We start from the raw sequence: 16,436 nt of genomic DNA, 5'->3' as shown, positions 1-16,436 counted from the left end.
AGAAGAACCGAGCGTGATCAGCTCCCTGTCTAGAGTTGATTGCCACACAGCGGGTTTCGGCTGCAACCCGGAATGACTTCAGGTTTTCATGAGGAACTGGAAGGACCTCACTATCACCAAGGGAGGACATGCCCACATAGCGCTGGGCAGATAACATTTTACAATAAACATCTCAGCAATGGTTGATTTCAAAAAACTACGTGCCGAAGCTGCAAGGACGAAGGCAATTGATCCGCTTGAAATCTTTCGCAGACAGCCAAAGCCGCCTGAGATTAACGATCTTTATACTAGCCAGGCAGAGGTGCTGAATGAGTGGCACAAAAGAAGAGCTGATCGAGACATTGCCATTAAGCTGCATACTGGCGGCGGCAAGACTTTAGTTGGCTTGCTTGTCGGACAGTCAATATTAAACGAGACAGGCGAACCTGTTTTGTATCTGGTTCCAACAAAGCAGCTTGTCAAGCAGACAATCAACAAAGCCCGAGAGTATGGAATTGACGCTACAGCCTATTCTCGCTCAATTTCATTAGATCAGACTTTTGACACTGGACAGACAATACTAATAGCTAGTTACAAAGCATTGTTCAATGGAAAGAGCAAGTTTGGCCTATATGGGCAGCCTGATGCTAAGAAAGCAGCGGCAATAATTTTAGATGATGCTCATGTTGCGTTTTCGACAGTTCGAGAGTCATTCACACTAGAAATCAGCTCAGAAAGCAGCAAAAGCCTTTATCAGAGCTTGTGCGGCGTTTTTCGGGGCGCTTTCGCCAATATTGATCGTCTAGGGACATTTGATGATGTGGTATCCGGGAAAGAGAATGACTTACTAGAAGTCCCATCATGGGATTGGCAAGAAAAACAGGATGCTGTAAGGCAGCTATTGAGAAGTAATGCCAACGACTTCGATTTTCTCTGGCCTCTCTTGAGGGACAACCTACACCTTTGCCATGCACTCATAAACCGTAGATCGTTTACCATCACTCCAATCCTTCCGCTTGTGAACATGTTTCCGACTTTTTCGGAAGCACCAAGAAGGATCTATATGTCTGCGACAATTTCAGATGATAGCGAAATTATTCGCACATTTGATGCGGATCCGGCGTCGGTAAGCTCTCCACTGGCTTCGCGATCACTCGCTGGAATTAGCGAGAGGATGATACTCATACCTGACCTTAAAAACTCAAAAATTGATCTGCCTGGAGCAGCAAAGCGTATGGCAGCAGATGTTGCCAAAAAAAATGTAGGCGTCGTTATTCTTACATCATCTGATCATCGCGCAAAGACATGGACGGACTGCGCCGTGTTTGCCGAAGGCTCGGAACTAGCTGAGCAGTACATTGACCAACTACAGCGGGGTGCTTCCTCAGGTCCTATTGTATTTTCAAATCGGTATGATGGGATTGACCTTCCTGGAGATTCATGCAGGCTCCTAATCATGGATGGCCTACCAGGTGGTTCAACAGCGTATGAGACCTACAGGCGGATCGCTTTTCAAGGGGGAAGTACATTCTCGCGAATGCTTGCTCAAAAGGTTGAGCAGGGTATTGGTAGAGGCGCAAGAGGCTCAGGCGATCACTGTATAGTTATACTTACTGGCAAAGATCTTCTAGCATGGATTGCAAGAAAATCTAATTTTGACTTTTTGACCAGTGCAACACGAGCACAGATTGACATGGGACTGTCAATCAGCAATGACGTTCAAGATGAGTATGAATTTACTGAAACAGCTGGCAAGTGCCTAGACAGAGATAGGGATTGGATTCAGTATCATGCTGAGCAACTTGCAGACACCGTCACGACTGAGGAGCCTGACGAGATTAGGCTGAGGCAAGCAGCTGTAGAACGCAAGGCTTTTGAATGCTTGAGACGCGGATTGCATGAAACAGCCTTGACAAAACTAGATCGATTCCTGGGAGGTCCTTATGAAATAGATAGTCAATCGCGTGGCTGGCTGTTACAGCTATCTGCTAAGATAGCCTTTAATTGGGGCAATGGCGCACTAGGACAGAAACATCAACTGCAGGCCTACGCAGCCAATCCTAATCTCACGCGCCCTCTGTCCAGGCCTCCTTATCGCCCCTTAAATCTACCTTCTAGCCAGGACCAGGCAATATGTAAGCTGATTGAAGGTTACCAAATGCGTCTTGGCCATTTAAAATCATTTGAAGAGACAGTGTCATATTTAACCCCTGAGGCCACCTCCAACCAGTTCGAGCAAGCTCTTGCTGATCTAGCCAAATACATCGGGATACCATCTGAACGCTTTGACGACAATGGGGTTGGACCAGATGTTCTATGGTTACTACCAAGCAATACAGGGCTTGTAATTGAGGCGAAGAGTCGAAAGAAAGAAAAGAATGCATTCACAAAAGAACAACATGGCCAGCTTCTAGTTGCTGCCGAATGGTTTGCCAAAGAGTATCCAGGCTATTCATGTGTAAGGGTTAGCATTCATCCTCACTCAGTTGCAACTCGTGCGGCAGTGGCAGGTGCCTCGCACGCGCTAACCTATGAGAGCCTTGCATTGATGATATCTGAGGCGCGCGCACTGCTCTCTTCGCTAGTCGGCACTCACGTCAGTGGAGATGATCTTCTTGGTGAATGCGCAAGGCTGCTTGAGAGTTCATCATTAAAGGCAGTCCATATCGCGGAAAGATTTTTGGTCCCCTTTCAACAAAGCACACCAGACAGCTAGTTTTTTTGATTCACTGCCTGGATTCCTTTGTCAGGCAACCCTGAATCCAGATGCAGAAGACGGGAGAATTGACTACCTACTAATTCCGAGATCTCTGCTCACCTCTGATCTAGGGCGTTCACTCAATAGGAAAAGCAACCACCCTCACTGAGCAAGCTTCAACAACCTGATTCCACTGCTCACGACTGATCTCCAGCCGCGCCAGCATCTCCGCGACGCCTAGCCCCGCAGTGAGCAACCGCTGCCCCCGTACATGGATCTCACGCCAAGTCGGTGGAACCTTGAGCATGAAGCCATTGTCCCTCAGGAAGTGAGTGATCTCCCCATTGGCATAGGTGCGCCCATAGGGCCGAAAAGGGCCACGTGATGGGTCATACCGCCGCGCCGCTTTGATCAGGCCGATCATTGCGAGCTGCAGCAGATCCTCTTTGGGATGAACGGTACGCCTGGCGAAGTTACCGGCAATCTTCTCCGCCAGGTCAATGTGCTCCAGCGCCATAGCATCGGCAGCCGCGTGGGGGCATACGGGTCGCTGACGCCTGGGCCTGCAATTCGGGGGCTGGCGAATCTGCGCTCTAGGCGGATGACGAGCAGGTGCCTGCCAGTTGATCTCCAACTGCTGGGCCCGAGCGCAACACCCTGGCCGGCGGTAACGCCGTTGCCGCAGCATCCGCTCCACCCCAGTGGCGGTCCCCACCATCACCACAGTGAGCGGCAGCACCAGCTGCACCACCACTGGTGCCAGCACTTCTGCGGCTGGGCTCTCGAGCACCGATGGAGCTGGATGGTCCTGCACCGCGGTCACCATCGGCTCGCTCACCGGCTCACCAACAGCGGCGTCACCAACGGCTGGATGCCATGGGCTTTCCAATAGCGGCCCTCCAGCCACAGGGCTCCGTGGCAGAAGGCATCTACCAGGTCCTTGCTGCCCTTGGGGAAGCGGATCGCTTCCTCCACCAGCGGCTGAGCACGGTGGTGGAACCGGATCTGGCCCGCCTCCACCAATGGAGCCACAGCATGGGCCCGGGTCTCCTTGCTGCCACGGGCGGTGATCGGCAGCATCCCCGGCACGCGGCGCCGCAACGTCTGCAGCACCGCCGGGCCATTGGCAGCGTCCTCAATCAGCACGGCGTTGGGCCTGAGGCCCTGCTGCTCCAGGGCCTGCAGGCAGCCCAGCAGGAAGCGAATCACCTCGGGCAGACCAAAGCGGTGCCGGGCGGCCCAGAGCACTTCGATCTCCAGAGCAATCGGTGGCGGCGGCCCGTCAGGTTCACCCGATCGGGGGATGGCAGAGCGAGCCGGTGGAGCCAGCAGGCCTGCCAGGCAGAAGCCGCAGTAGTCGCTCTCGGCCTCCCCCTTGAAGCTCAGGTCACAGGAAAGCGCCAGCAGCGTGTACTGCCGCTGGCGGCCAGTGGCCGCTCCCGTTTCCTCACGGGAGAAGGGCGGCCGAATCCACTGCCTCAGGAAGATTGAGCCCGATGCCGGGCTGGGCCGCTGCTGATAGAGCGCCGCCCACCAGTAAGCACCGAGGCGGGCACGGATCTTGAGCAGTTCCGGCAGGGGGAACCGCTCTGGGCACAGGGCCTCACCCGGCTGGCGCCAGTCGGGGATCAGGGTGCAGGTGGGCGGCAGCTGGGGCCGCTCGGCTGGCTCCTCAGCGATCGCCGGCAGATCCAGCACGGTCCAGTGCTGCGGAGCCTCCCCCAGCTCCTGCTCCAGCAGCCATGCGATCACATCCTGGTGGTCCCAGCGGGTCAGCACGACCACCTGGGCCGAGAGGTTCGGTTGCTCCCTCCCATCCGGACCCAGCACCGAAGCGGGTTCGGCGCGGGTGAGCCAGACCGAGCGCAGCCAGTCGATCAGCTTCTGCCGCAGCGCCGGGGATGCGGCATCCCCCGGACCCTTGTAGGGGTCATCGATGATCCCCAGGCTGTAGCCCTTGCCGGTGAAGGGGCCATCCACACCAGCAGCGATGCAGCCACCGCGCTGACGGGTGAGCCAGTTGCCCACAGCTGCCGAGTCCCGGGCCAGCAGGTGTCCGGTCACCCGGTAGAAGTGGCGCGCCTCGCGAGAATGGGCATAGGCCAGCTCCGCCGAGTACGACGCAATCGCCGCGAAGAGCTGCGGGTAGCGCTGCAGGAAGTAGGCCGGGAACAGCTTGGAGACCAGGAGGCTCTTCCCCAGGCGGGGAGGACAGGTGACGATCAGCCGGCTCAGCTGGCCATCGGCCACTTGCTGCAGCAGATCGATCAGCACGTCGGCCCAGCGGTGGTATCCGTAGCGGGGGTAGGCCTCAGTGATGAAGCTGCGCAGGCTCTGGGGTTCGGATGGCTCGGCTGCGGTACTCGTCGGGAGGTGCAGCAGGCCGGCGTCACCCCAGGGGTCGAGCTCGCACAGCAGCAGGCCGCCTTCAGCAGGGGCCGGTGACGTGAGCACCGGAGCTGGCATCGCAGTGGCGGTGGTGCTCGCCGTCATGACCGTGGCTCCGGCGGCTTGATCGGCGCGCGCAGCAAACCGCCGATCTCAGCGATCACCCGGAAGGCGCCCACCGCAGCCGAAAACTGCTCCGCATCCATGGCCCGGCGGGCGCATTCATTCAGCGCAAAGATCTGCTCGGCCTGGTGGCGGCGGCGGTCGGAGATCAGCTCCTCCACCATCCGCTCGCGGGCGAGGTTGAGGTAGCGGTTCACCGTCTGGCTGTTGCGGACCCCCCATTTCTCACCAGCATTTTCGAGGATCTGCACCAGCGGCAGTCGCTGGGCGATCCACAGCTGGGCCTCGGCGATGCGTCGCTCGATCTCCAGCCGGCTGGGCCTGGGGGCCGGGATGGCCCGTCGCTTCTGCCGCGGTGGATTGCCCTTGCCCACGGGCCGGCTGGGGTCCACACCCACCGTCTCGCCCAGGGGCCGCCCATCGGCGTCCTCGGCCGCGGCAGCCGAGCGCAGGGCGTCGATGGGGTCCGGCGGGGGAGCCTGCATAGGCGGCTGGGCGGCCGGATCAGCAGTGGGAGGGCATCCGGCAACCACGCGCGAGCGACACCTGCAGAGGAAAGATCAGCACTTACGCGAATGAGAGGCAGAGCATTCGCATTCCCGAAAGCATAGACAGCTTGGCAAGGGTTGGTCCCGCGGGCGATGCGTCGTGCCTGCCGCGCTGCGTGATCCCGCCTTTCCTGCCCACTCCAGGACCGTCAGCTGCTGCGGCTGGCCCGGCTTGGCCCGTCTAACAGGCCGGAGCGGTTCTAACAGCGTTCTAACAGTTGCTGTTAGACCTCAGATCCGCTGCGCTGCAGCAGGTCTGGGGTGCTCTCCTCTTCTTTCTAACCTTCTAACAGAAAGAGATAGATACACAAGAAAAGAGGGGGAGACAGGGGGTCTCTCCTGGATCAGGGGTGTGCACTGGGGGGTATTGAGAGAGAGCCCCTACCCCCTGTAGGAGCGTTAGAACGTTAGAAACCAGTCACCGCAAGGGGTTTCGCTCTAACAGCCCCGTTAGAAAACGGCCCCTTCTAACGCTCCGGGGCCGGTGAGCATGGCCAGGGGCAGGGCCACGGCCCTTGAGCTGCCCAGGCCGCGGAAGTGCACCAGCAGCGAGCGGCTGGCGCCAGGCAAGCGGCTGAGGATGGCACCCCAATTGGTCACCCAGGCGGTATCCGCCAGCATGCGGCCGATGGCCTCGGCGCTGTTGCTGATCAGCAGCTCCCCCTCCCGCACCCGCAGGCCATGGCGGGCGAGCAGGTCGGCGGCATCGGCCGGCCGCACCGGCTCCATCGGTGAGGGCATGGCGCTGGACACCAACTCCACCAGTTCCAGCACGGTGCGGGTCACCACCGAGCGATCCTCGCTCTCCACCCGCAGCTGGTGCTGCAGGATCCGGTTGAGGCAGCGGCGCTCATCCGGGACCTCCGTGCTCTCGCGGTAGCTGCTCCAGTCCGCGCCATCGATCAGGCTCTGCACCTCCGCTGCGCTGGGCACCCGCGAGGCCTGCAGCGACCAGGCACCGGCCAGCAGGGTTCCGTACTGGTCACCCAGGGCCTGGGAATCGAAGTGGGCGGCTGCCACCTGGGAGCAGACGGTGATCGTGCGGCGGATCACCGGGATCAGCGCCACGGTGCGGGCGATCAACCGGTTCGCAAAGTTGGCTGTGATCAGCTGCTCGAGGTCCCGGTCCAGCGCCTGCCAATGCGCCTCCCGCTGCTGCTGGGGCAGCTCACTGGGGTTGCGCAGGTTGAGCGGCGCAAAGCGGCGCCGGTCCGCACCCTGCTTGAGCCCGGTGGCGATGGAGGAGAGCAGGAACATCGAGCGCACCGAGTAGCGCGCCACCTCGCCGGCAGGAGAGCCCTTGACGATCGCCGCGCGCGATTCGGAGCTCGCCACCCGCGCCAGCGCCAGGATCGCCTGGATGCGCTGCTGGTCCTCCCGCTCGTTGCTCTCCGCCTCATCGATCAGCACCGGCAGGGCGTCGGAGCGCAGGGTCTGGCGGATGCCGGCTTCTGTGACGCTGCCGACGAAAACCCTGGCCATGTCGGCCAGCAGCACGCCGCAGAAGCGCTCAAACAGGTGCGACTTGCCCGATCCGGCCGGGCCACTCAGCCACAGGTGGGGCCGCCAGCGCAGGGCTCCGCAGATCGGGGCCAGCGTCACCCAGCCCGCCAGCAGCATCGCCGAGGCCGGCACCTCCCAGTGGAAGCGGTCCGCCAGGGTGAGCACCAGCAGGGCCTCCTCGTCGCTGAGCGGCTGGGCATCAGCGGTGCCCACCAGGGCGGCACCGCGCTGGTAGTGGAAGCGGCTGTTGAGGGTGGCGCTGAGCGGCCTTGGCTCACCGTCCACCACCAGGCGGTCGCCCAGGTGCAGCACGCAGCGGCCCTCGTCCCACCAGATGCCGCGGCCGCGCAGCAGGTCGGGATCGAACATGCCGATGGCGGCCTGGCGGCAGAACAGGTCGGAGGCCGCGGCCGTCCAGTTCACCCCCCGCTTGTTGGGGTAGAGGGTCTCCCAGTAGGCCAGCGGCGCCAGGCGGCAGAGGTTCACGCCGCCATGGGCAGAAGAGCCCAGCCGCACCACCTGGCCGGTGGAGCGCGGTTGGTAGAAGTAGCCGTCGCTGTCGTAGCCCAGGCACACGAAGGGCTCGGCGCCGCCAGGCCTGTCAGCAGCACCATGCAGGCCAGGAGGGGGTCGATCTACCTCTGGCCCGTTCGCTGCTGGAGCGTCGGCGCCGTCCGAGTCAGCGGCGGCCGCCTGCTCCGGCAGTTGCACCGTGCGGCTGTGGCCCTCCAGGTAGGACTGAGCTTCTGCAGCACTCCAGGTGGCATCGGCCAGATCCCAGCCCGACGCACCCGGCGCATCCACCAGGTCCCAGTCCTCCTCCGTGCAGCTGGGCGGCAGCACCACGGCCACATGGCAGCCGAGCTCCAGCAGCAGGGCCGAGAGCCGCGCCATCGCCTCGCGGCCACTGGCATCGGCATCGGGCCAGAGGCTGACGGCACGGCCAGCCAGGGGACTCCAATCCACGCTGGCGATGGCCTGGCTGCCACCGCACCAGCTCACCACCACGTGATCGGGAAACAGCGCCACGGCGGCATCGGCCGCCTTCTCCCCCTCGGTGATCAGCACCGGAGCCCAGAAGTGGCGCTCCAGCTCCGCTAGCCGGTACAGCGGCCTGGGCGCCGGCCAGTCAGAGCGAAATGGATCGCGGCGGGAGGGGAAGTGCCAGCCCCCATCCAGCCAGGTGCGCTGCACGAACACCTTGCGCTGCCGTCCGCCTTGCAGCAGATCCAGCCGCTGCACCCAGAACAGCTGTGCTCCGGCCGCATCGGTGTAGCCCCACTGGCCGCTGGCGCGACCCAGCTCCGGCGGCGGGGCATCCGGCGGTGGGGTGCCTGGGATGCGGGCAGGTCGGCCTGCCTTGCTGCCAGAGCGGCTATGACTGGGGCTCTCCAGTTGGCCCCGCCGTGGATTGCCCACCCGGCTGGGGCTGGAAGGGGCTGGCCGGTGCTGGCCTGGCTCCGCCGGCAGGCCCAGGTGGGCCTCGATGCGGCGGGCGGCGGTGGCGAAGTCCCAGCCGGTGAGGCGCAGCAGCAGATCCATGCCGCTGCCGCCACCACCGCGCTGATCGCGGCCACCGCACTGGTTGCAGAACCAGCCGCCCGGGCCGTCATCGCGGTCCCAGCGGTAGCGGTCCGTGCCGCCGCAGGCGGGGCAGGGCTGATGGCGGTTCTCCAGCTGCTCCGGCGCCAGAGAGGCGAGCTCGATCAGCAGCCGCGGCCACTGGCCCGCCGCGGCCGCCATCACATCGGTGGCCATCAGCGCCGGGGCTCGTCCTTCGCCGCGGCTGGGGCCGATGGGGGCGATTGGAGCGGCCAGCCTTCTCGGCGCATCAGCTGCACCAGGGTGCGCCGCACAAAGGAGGCACGGCTCTCGATTCCCGCGGCGTGGTCATCAATCCAGGAGACGACGGCCTCCGGCAGCTGCAGCTGGACGCGCTTCATGGTGACAGCACAATGCTTGCCCGAAAGACTAGCTGCTATTTCGGGAGCCCTAAACTTTGGCAAGGTGCTGCCGTGCCGGCGTGTCTTTCACCCTGCGCCCCTACCAGCAGGAGGCCGTCGAGCGGGTGCGGCAAGCGTTCATGGCTGGCCATCGCGCCGTGGTCTTTGTACTGCCCACCGGTGGTGGCAAGACGGTGGTCTTCAGTCACATCGCCGAGCAGGCGGCCGCCCGCGGCAACCGCATCGCCGTGCTGGTGCACCGAGCCGAACTGCTCGATCAGGCCTGCCGTTCCCTGGCGGCGATGGGGGTGCGCCATGGGGTGATCGCTGCCGGCCGCTCGATGAACCTGGCCGCACTGGTGCAGGTGGCCAGCGTCCAGACCCTGGCCCGGCGCCTGGCGCAGCTGCCGGCCGATCTGTTCCAGCTGCTGGTGGTGGATGAGGCCCACCACAGCAATGCCGGCACCTGGGCCAAGGTGATCGGCCACTTTGACCGGGCACTGCTGCTGGGCGTCACGGCCACGCCGGTGCGGGGCGATGGCCGCGGCCTCGGCGAGTTCTATTCCGCCCTGGTGCTCGGACCCAGTGCCGCCTGGCTCTGCGCCGAGGGCTACCTGGCACCGGCGCGGGTGTTTGCCCCACCGCTGGGGTTCTCGGTAAAGGGCCTGCGCCAGCGGATGGGGGATTTCGATCTGCGGCAGGCCGCCGGCGAGCTGGGCGGCAGCCGCATCCTCGGCGATGCCGTCAGTCACTACCTCAGCCACCTGAGCGGCCGCACGGCCATCGCCTTCTGCTGCTCGATCGCCCACGCGGAAGCCGTGGCGGAAACCTTCTCGGAACGGGGCGTGGCCGCGGCCTCGATCGATGGCTCGATGGACTCCCTGCAGCGGCGGCGGTTGCTGGAGCAGCTCGGCAGCGGTGAGCTGCAGGTGCTCACCAGCTGCAGCCTGATTTCTGAGGGCTTTGATGCGCCCTCGGTGGGGGGCTGCCTGTTGCTGCGGCCCACCCAGAGCCTGGCGCTGCACCTGCAGATGATCGGCCGCTGCCTGCGGCCCCAGCCGGGCAAGGAGGCGGTGATCCTCGATCACGTGGGCAACATCGAGCGCCTGGGCCACCACCTCGATGAGCAGCAGTGGAGCCTCGACGGCGTGCGCAGGCGCGAGCAGAGCAAAGCCCCCTCCGTGAAGACCTGCCCCGCGTGCTTCTGCGCCATGGCCAGTGCCATCAGCCTCTGCCCCGAATGCGGGCATCAGTTCCGGCCGGAGAAGCGCCAGCTGGTGACGGTGGCCGGCGAGCTGACGGAGCTCAGCCAGCAGGAGCTGCGCCGTCAGCGGAAGCGGGAGCAGAGCCAGGCCCGCACGGCGGAGCAGCTGGAAGCCCTGGGCGCCCAGCGCGGCATGAAGAACCCGAAGGGCTGGGCTCGGCATGTGATCGCCAGCCGTCAGACCCGCGGCCAGTGGGGGCTGCTGGCGTGAGTGAGCAGGAGCTGCAGCAGCGCATCCGCCTGGAGCTGGGCCGCGGCTCGGTGCGGCTGTGGCGCAACAACGTCGGTGCCCTCCGCGATGAACGCGGCCGGCTGGTCACCTACGGACTGTGCAAGGGCAGCAGCGATCTGATCGGCCTGAGCCAGGTGGTGATCGGTCCTGAGCACCTCGGCCAGACGCTGGCGGTCTTCACCGCCCTCGAGGTGAAAACAACCAAGGGTCGAATGAGAGAGGAGCAGGAGAAGTTCCTGCAGCTGGTGCAACAGCTCGGCGGCCGCGCCGGGGTGGTGCGTTCCATGGACGACGCGCTCCAGATCCTGCGCCTGTCCTGAGAGAACCCTGGGTGCTCAGGGCTCAGAGCACCCGGCGACTGCGGCGAGCGAGGGTTCGCTCCACTTCCTCAATGTTCCACAGCAAGGGAGGCCTGCTGACTCCGGCGCCGGCTGCGCGGAAATGGTCTCCCGCCCGCAGCACCCCCTCTCTGCGCAGGCGCAACAGGGTTCTGTCACTGATGCGCAGGGCCTCGCAGGCTTCCCGGGTGGAGTGTGAATACGCCATGGAGCGACTGGGTTCGCCTGGGTCGGAATGTAGGCGAACTTCCGGGTCTCAATTGATGCCAGAACGGCCTATCTGTTGGATGAATGGTTAATCGCTAAGCCTGTGATTTGGTTGCCTAAACGAATCCTGTGAGGTGATCTTTTCGGTAACCTGTCTGCTGGCGCTAGCTCTGCTGGTGTCCCATGCGGGAACCCGCTGAGCTTCTGTCAGAGAGGCTCTGAGGTGATGCGCAGAAAGTTCCGCAGTGGTGCCCTGCAAACTCAAGGATGTTTTTTGTATCCCATTTGGGAACCTGTGCCCCAGATCTTTTGAATCAGTGATCGGCATCAGGATGCGGGTCGGTTGACCAGTTCCCGTACCCGCGCTTCCAGTCGCGGCATCTCCAGCCTGCGGCCATAGGTCTGCAGGTGCACCGCGGGTGAGTGGCCCATCAAGGCGGCGCTCTCGCGCACATGCAGCCCCAGGTTGAGGCCGAGGCGCAGGGCAAAGGCATGGCGCAGCCCGTAGGAGGTCAGCTCCGGCGACAGCTCGCTTGCAATGGCTTTCCGCTCCCGTAGGCGCTTGAGCTGCTTGCTGAGCACTTCGCCAGGCGAGCGGTGCTGCACCACGCAGTCCGGCAGGCCATGGGCCAGGAAGCGCTCGACGAGCTGATGGCAATCGGCTGGCCAACCAGCCGGGGGAACAGCAGGCACGCGGCGTTGGCCCGTGCTGCCCCTGCTGTTGCGCTTGGCATGGGAGACCACGGCCACGGGGTGCCCTTGCCCCTTGAGCAGCACCAGCCCTTTGAGTTCTGCAGGGCGCAGCCCAAAGGCCACCAGGCAGTCCCAGGCCACCAGGTCGGCTGGCCCAAGGCGGCGACTGGACTGGATGCGGTTGCGCAGATCGGTGATCTCCTCGTCACTGAAGGCGCGCACGCCTTCCGGGGGCGCTACTGCCTTGCCATTGCCGCGTAGTGGCGCCAGGGCCTCCGGCCAGGGCCAGCCGGCTTCCTTCCAAAGCTGCCGAAAGCGGTTGAACGCCATCTGGCGTGAGCGGCTGTTGGGAGCCCAATGCCGCAGGGTGCTTTCCAGCAGCTCCTGGTCGATCAGCCAGTGACAGTTGGCCGCCTGCTGGAGGAGCTTCCCGTAATAAGGAAGGTAGGTGCGCTGCCAGGTTGAGGTCCCAACCGTTTCCCCAAGCAGTCCTTTCTCAAGCCGCAGGATCGCCTTGTTCAGTTCCTCCGGGCGCAGCCGGCGCTCATCACCTGCGGGGAGGCAGTCCTCGGGGTCTGGCCAGCGCCAGGTGCCAGCGAGCACCGCCTCGTAGATGGCCATCGCTTCTGTGAGCGCGTCTGAGGTCTTATCGGGAGCCGCACTCGTCTGCAGGGTGACGGCCCGGGTCTTGGGAGTCGACGCAGCAGGTTCATCAGGGCGGGGCGGCAACTCGGCGCTCAGAACCCGCAGGCGGTCGTGGTGCAGCTGGAGAAACCAGCCACCCCGCCCACCACGGCTGCGCTTGAAGCTGCGGGAGAGGTCCTTGAGCCACGCCGGGCTAGCCACGGGCCTTGGGTAAAAACTGGGTAAAAAATAGTCGGACCTCGACGGTTTCAGGCGGGTTTGCGCCGATCCAGTCGGATCAGCCCCCGTCCTGAAAACCACTGCGGTGACTGGCCTAAACCCCTGTCACCACGTGGTTTCTGGAAACGCCCCCTGATGGATTCGAACCATCGACCGGCTGCTTAGAAGGCAGCTGCTCTATCCGGCTGAGCTAAGGGAGCAGCCGTTGCCATGATCGCTCAGCAGGTGGGGGCCACACAACTGCGGCCTTGGCGCCAAAATGGCAATAGTTATCAATTTTGAGATGCGGCTCGCCCTGCTGTTTTCTGCTGCTGGCCTGCTGGCCCTTGCGGCTCCCTTGGGCGCCCAGGCTGTGAGCTTGGATGATGCCTGCGGCATATTTGCCGGCAAGCTCAGTGCCGCCCAGGCTGCGGGTGATACCCAAAAAGCCCAGAAGATCTATCAAGAGGGCTCAGCGCGCATCGCCTCGAGGTTCAACGGTGCCAGCTGCCCGAACGTCAAGCCACCAACCCCCTAAACCTGCTGGCTCTTTCGGCCTACACTGGTCTGCTGCGCAACTCTCGCCCCATGGCTGCCACCCGGCTCACTGACAGCCAGAAGATCGAGATCGTGGCTCGCTACCGCGCTGGTGACGTCAGCGCCGAGCTGGCAGAGGCCTATGGCTGCAGCACCAACACGGTGAGCCGCGTGGTCAAGGCTGGGCTGGAGCCAGCTGAATACGAGCAGCTCAAGCAGCAACGCATCCGGCAGCTCAAAGTTTCACAAGAACAACCTGCTTTAGAACTAGCTGCTCCAGAACAAGCACCTCCAGAACTAGCTCCATCAGAGCCTGAACCCCTGGAGCCTGAACCTCTAGAGCCTGAACCCCCTGAGCTTGAGCTGCCAGAGCCAGAGCCTGAGCTGCCAGAGCCGGCCGGCGACGACGAAGACCATGCGGTGCTAGCGATCGATGATGCCGATGATTTTGGCGATGACGCCAATGATCTCGACTTCGCTGACGACGACCTAGCCGACCAGTTTGTGGCCGTGCCGCTGTTGCTGGTGGATCACGTTGGCGAGCCGGCCCAATGCCAGCCGCTCGCAGATGCGCCCCTTCCAGCCAGCGTTTACATGCTGGTTGACAAAACAGTGGAGCTCCAAGCCAAGCCGCTCAAGGACTTCCCCGAACTTGGCCAGCTAGCCGATGGCGAAGAGGAGCGGCAGGCTCTGATGGTGTTTGCTAATCCCCGCCAGGCCAAGCGCCACTGCGGCCGCACCCAGCGGGTGATCAAGGTGCCAGACACTCGTATTCTTGAGCGCACGGCGCCCTACCTGATCGCCCAAGGCATCAGCCGGGTGGTGATGGAGGGCAGCCTCTACTCTTTGCCAGGCAGTTAATCGTCAGGCACTTAATCCCCAGGCAGTTGCTCGTTGCGGGGGATGAGCAGGGCGGCGCTGCAGCCGCCACTGAGTACGCCAATTACTAGAGCAATGCCCACCAGAAAACCGGCTGGCAGAGGGGTGCTGCGGGCAAAGCCCAGGTTGAGGCTGGGGCGCTGGTCGAGGTTTTGAGCACCCAGGCAGAGGATCGCTAGCAGCAAGCCACCGCCCAGCAGGCTGGATGCAAGCAGGCGCAGGCGCACGACCATCAGGGCAACAGGAGAACGCTCTTGGTGCAGTCTGCCCGGTCAGGACTCGGGCTGCAGCGGCTCCTGGTGCAGCAGGGCGTAAAGCTCCCGCTTGCTGTGGCCGGTGCGCTCGGCCAGCAGCTTGGCGGCGGCGTTGCTGCTGTGGCCGGCCTGCTGCAGCTCCTGCAGCTCGGCGCTGAGGGCAGCGCTATCCCAGGCCAGGGGCTCTGGCGGCAGGGCGCCTGCCAACACCAGGGTGCATTCCCCCTGGGGCGGCGTGCGGCGGAAGTGTTCGATGGCTGCGCTCACGCTGGGGCCCACCTGCTCTTCGTGCTTTTTGGTGAGTTCGCGGGCGACGCGCAGGGGCCGATCACCCAGCACCGCCAGCAGATCGTCGAGCAGATCGAGCAGCCGGTGCGGGGCTTCAAACAGCACCATGGTGCGCTGCTCAGCTTGCAATTCCTGCAGTCGCTGACGGCGCTGGTTGGTCTTGGGCGGCAGGAAGCCCTCAAAGCAGAAGCGGCCGCACGGCAGGCCACTGCTAACCAGCGCGGTGGTGACGGCGCTGGGGCCGGGAATGCAGATCACGTTGTGCCCAGCTGTGCGGGCGGCCGCCACCAGCACCTCGCCAGGATCGGAGATGCCCGGCAGCCCGGCGTCACTGATCACGGCTAGGGCTTCGCCGGCGGTGAGGGCCGCGAGCAGTTCGGGGATGCGGGCGGTTTGGTTGTGGGCGTGGAAGCTCACCAACCGCGGCCCCTGCTCTTTATGGCGGAGCCCGAGCTGATGCAGCAGCAGGCCGCTGCGGCGGGTGTCTTCGCAGGCGATGCGCTGCACGCCGGCGAGCACCTGGCGGGCGCGGGGTGAGAGGTCGGCCAGGTTGCCGATGGGGGTGCCCACCAGGTAGAGCACGCCGGGGGCGGGTTCGGGGGCTTGCACGGCTTGGGGTGGGCTCCTGCAAAATGCTGAACCCTGCCAACCCATGATGCCGGCTGCCCTCCCCCTGCCCTCAGGCATTGCGCTCGAAGGCTTGCTTGTGGAGCTGCGGCGGCTTAGCTGGGGCGCGGCAGACATCTTGCTGGCCTATGGCCGGGGCGAGCAGCCCCCCTATGGCTTCCCGCCGGCGTTGAGCGTGGATGAGGGCGGCGAGGGCCCGGTGAGTGCGGCGGATCTTGCGGTGAACCAGTGGTTGCTGGAGGGCCTGGCCGCAGCCTTCCCCGCGGCCGCGTGGACCGTGCTGAGCGAGGAAACCGCCAAGGAGCAGCTCACTGAAGGCGAGCCCCTGGCCGCGGAGTGGCTGTGGATCCTCGATCCCCTCGATGGCACTAAAGACTTCCTGCAGGGCACGGGCGAATATGCGGTGCATCTGGCCCTGGTTCACGGCGGCGAGCCGGTGCTGGGGGTGGTGCTGCTGCCGGAGCTGGAGGAGCTGTGGCTGGGCGTGATGCCCAGCCTCACCGGGGCAACTGGAGAGGCCTGGTGCGAAAGCCGCGCTGGTGTGCGCTCGCCCGTGCGCTTCAGCGGCCGCCGCGCCCTGGGGGAGCTGGTGCTGGTAGCCAGCCGCAACCACCGCGACCAGCGGCTCGAGCAGCTGCTGGCGGCCCTGGCCCTGGGCGACACCAAGGCGATCGGCAGTGTGGGCGGCAAGGTTGCCACGATCCTGCGCGGCGAGACGGATCTCTACATCTCCCTGTCGGGCAAGAGCGCCCCGAAGGATTGGGATATGGCAGCGCCTGAGGCGGTGTTGCGCGCCGCCGGTGGCGCCTTCAGCCATGCCGACGGCCGCGCCCTGGCCTACAACAGCGGTGACGTACGCCAGGCCGGTTGCCTGATCGCCAGCCACGGCAGAGCCCACGCCGAATTGTGCGAAAAGGCGGCGGCGGCGATGGCTGTGATTGATCCTGGTTTTGCTGTTTGAGGGTCAGAGGGTGATGGCTGGAAGGGAGTGGTCGTTTTTTGCTGGTGGACTTAGCTAGGACTTAGCCCGCTGCGAAAAATGTAGTTGGCCCCTCCCCGGTCTTCAGTTTTTAGTTGGCGCTAAGGCGAGCT

The 16,436-nt window shown here is 63.8% G+C and carries 15 protein-coding genes and 1 tRNA gene; 6 read left to right on the top strand and 10 right to left on the bottom strand.

Features of this window, described 5'->3' with window-relative positions:
* Positions 1-178 precede the first annotated feature (178 nt).
* Complete coding sequence (locus tag KBZ22_RS09620; RefSeq protein WP_255021793.1) at positions 179-2,695, top strand: DEAD/DEAH box helicase family protein; 2,517 nt, start codon at positions 179-181, stop codon at positions 2,693-2,695.
* Positions 2,696-2,813: 118 nt separating this feature from the next.
* On the opposite strand, the gene KBZ22_RS09615 is transcribed toward KBZ22_RS09620, so the two are convergent.
* From KBZ22_RS09615 to KBZ22_RS09595, 5 genes are all read right to left on the bottom strand, one after another.
* The gene (locus tag KBZ22_RS09615; RefSeq protein ID WP_255021792.1) at positions 2,814-3,566 is read right to left on the bottom strand and encodes a sigma-70 family RNA polymerase sigma factor; all 753 of its coding nucleotides are present in this window, start codon (positions 3,564-3,566) and stop codon (positions 2,814-2,816) included.
* Positions 3,512-5,170 carry a terminase gene (locus tag KBZ22_RS09610; RefSeq protein ID WP_255021791.1) on the bottom strand — a complete coding sequence of 553 codons (1,659 nt, stop codon included), beginning with the start codon at positions 5,168-5,170 and terminating at the stop codon, positions 3,512-3,514. The genes KBZ22_RS09615 and KBZ22_RS09610 overlap by 55 nt, the downstream gene beginning before the upstream one ends.
* Positions 5,167-5,673, bottom strand: coding sequence for a hypothetical protein (locus tag KBZ22_RS09605; protein ID WP_255021790.1), 507 nt, complete (start codon positions 5,671-5,673; stop codon positions 5,167-5,169). The genes KBZ22_RS09610 and KBZ22_RS09605 overlap by 4 nt, the downstream gene beginning before the upstream one ends.
* A 513-nt stretch (positions 5,674-6,186) precedes the next feature.
* Positions 6,187-8,997 (bottom strand): primase-helicase zinc-binding domain-containing protein, encoded by a 2,811-nt coding sequence (locus KBZ22_RS09600; RefSeq protein ID WP_255021789.1) that lies wholly within the window; start codon positions 8,995-8,997, stop codon positions 6,187-6,189.
* Positions 8,997-9,182 carry a hypothetical protein gene (locus tag KBZ22_RS09595; protein WP_255021788.1) on the bottom strand — a complete coding sequence of 62 codons (186 nt, stop codon included), beginning with the start codon at positions 9,180-9,182 and terminating at the stop codon, positions 8,997-8,999. The genes KBZ22_RS09600 and KBZ22_RS09595 overlap by 1 nt, the downstream gene beginning before the upstream one ends.
* Before the next feature lie 80 nt (positions 9,183-9,262).
* Here KBZ22_RS09595 and KBZ22_RS09590 point away from each other — a divergent pair, with 80 nt between their 5' ends.
* Together KBZ22_RS09590 and KBZ22_RS09585 are read left to right on the top strand one after the other, a co-directional pair.
* The gene (locus KBZ22_RS09590; protein ID WP_255021787.1) at positions 9,263-10,657 is read left to right on the top strand and encodes a DEAD/DEAH box helicase; all 1,395 of its coding nucleotides are present in this window, start codon (positions 9,263-9,265) and stop codon (positions 10,655-10,657) included.
* On the top strand, positions 10,654-10,998 hold the full coding sequence (locus tag KBZ22_RS09585) for a VRR-NUC domain-containing protein (protein ID WP_255021786.1): 345 nt from the start codon (positions 10,654-10,656) through the stop codon (positions 10,996-10,998). Before KBZ22_RS09590 ends, KBZ22_RS09585 begins: the two co-directional genes overlap by 4 nt.
* Positions 10,999-11,020: 22 nt before the next feature.
* On the opposite strand, the gene KBZ22_RS09580 is transcribed toward KBZ22_RS09585, so the two are convergent.
* From KBZ22_RS09580 to KBZ22_RS09570, 3 genes are all read right to left on the bottom strand, one after another.
* Positions 11,021-11,224 carry a helix-turn-helix domain-containing protein gene (locus KBZ22_RS09580; RefSeq protein WP_255021785.1) on the bottom strand — a complete coding sequence of 68 codons (204 nt, stop codon included), beginning with the start codon at positions 11,222-11,224 and terminating at the stop codon, positions 11,021-11,023.
* 326 nt (positions 11,225-11,550) lie between these two features.
* Positions 11,551-12,762: a hypothetical protein gene (locus tag KBZ22_RS09575; RefSeq protein ID WP_255021784.1), complete on the bottom strand. Its 1,212-nt coding sequence runs from the start codon at positions 12,760-12,762 to the stop codon at positions 11,551-11,553.
* A gap of 144 nt (positions 12,763-12,906) precedes the next feature.
* Positions 12,907-12,980 (bottom strand) — tRNA-Arg (locus tag KBZ22_RS09570).
* 59 nt (positions 12,981-13,039) lie between these two features.
* On the opposite strand from KBZ22_RS09570, the gene KBZ22_RS09565 reads away from it, so the two are divergent.
* Entirely contained in the window at positions 13,040-13,297 is a 258-nt protein-coding gene (locus tag KBZ22_RS09565; RefSeq protein WP_255021783.1) for a hypothetical protein, read from the top strand.
* A 50-nt stretch (positions 13,298-13,347) separates the two neighbouring features.
* Positions 13,348-14,157, top strand: coding sequence for a hypothetical protein (locus KBZ22_RS09560; protein WP_254942278.1), 810 nt, complete (start codon positions 13,348-13,350; stop codon positions 14,155-14,157).
* An 11-nt stretch (positions 14,158-14,168) separates the two neighbouring features.
* On the opposite strand, the gene KBZ22_RS09555 is transcribed toward KBZ22_RS09560, so the two are convergent.
* Both KBZ22_RS09555 and rsmI read right to left on the bottom strand, forming a co-directional pair.
* Complete coding sequence (locus KBZ22_RS09555) at positions 14,169-14,408, bottom strand: hypothetical protein (protein WP_255021782.1); 240 nt, start codon at positions 14,406-14,408, stop codon at positions 14,169-14,171.
* A gap of 39 nt (positions 14,409-14,447) precedes the next feature.
* Complete coding sequence (gene rsmI, locus KBZ22_RS09550) at positions 14,448-15,371, bottom strand: 16S rRNA (cytidine(1402)-2'-O)-methyltransferase (RefSeq protein WP_255021781.1); 924 nt, start codon at positions 15,369-15,371, stop codon at positions 14,448-14,450.
* Here rsmI and KBZ22_RS09545 point away from each other — a divergent pair.
* On the top strand, positions 15,370-16,305 hold the full coding sequence (locus KBZ22_RS09545) for a 3'(2'),5'-bisphosphate nucleotidase CysQ (RefSeq protein WP_255021780.1): 936 nt from the start codon (positions 15,370-15,372) through the stop codon (positions 16,303-16,305). The genes rsmI and KBZ22_RS09545 overlap by 2 nt on opposite strands.
* Positions 16,306-16,436 lie beyond the last annotated feature (131 nt).

This window comes from Cyanobium sp. L1E-Cus (assembly GCF_024345755.1).
GTDB classification, from domain to species: Bacteria; Cyanobacteriota; Cyanobacteriia; order PCC-6307; family Cyanobiaceae; genus Cyanobium_A; species Cyanobium_A usitatum.
Note: the sequence above shows the minus strand (reverse complement) of the source record. Positions and strands in the feature narration are given on the sequence as shown.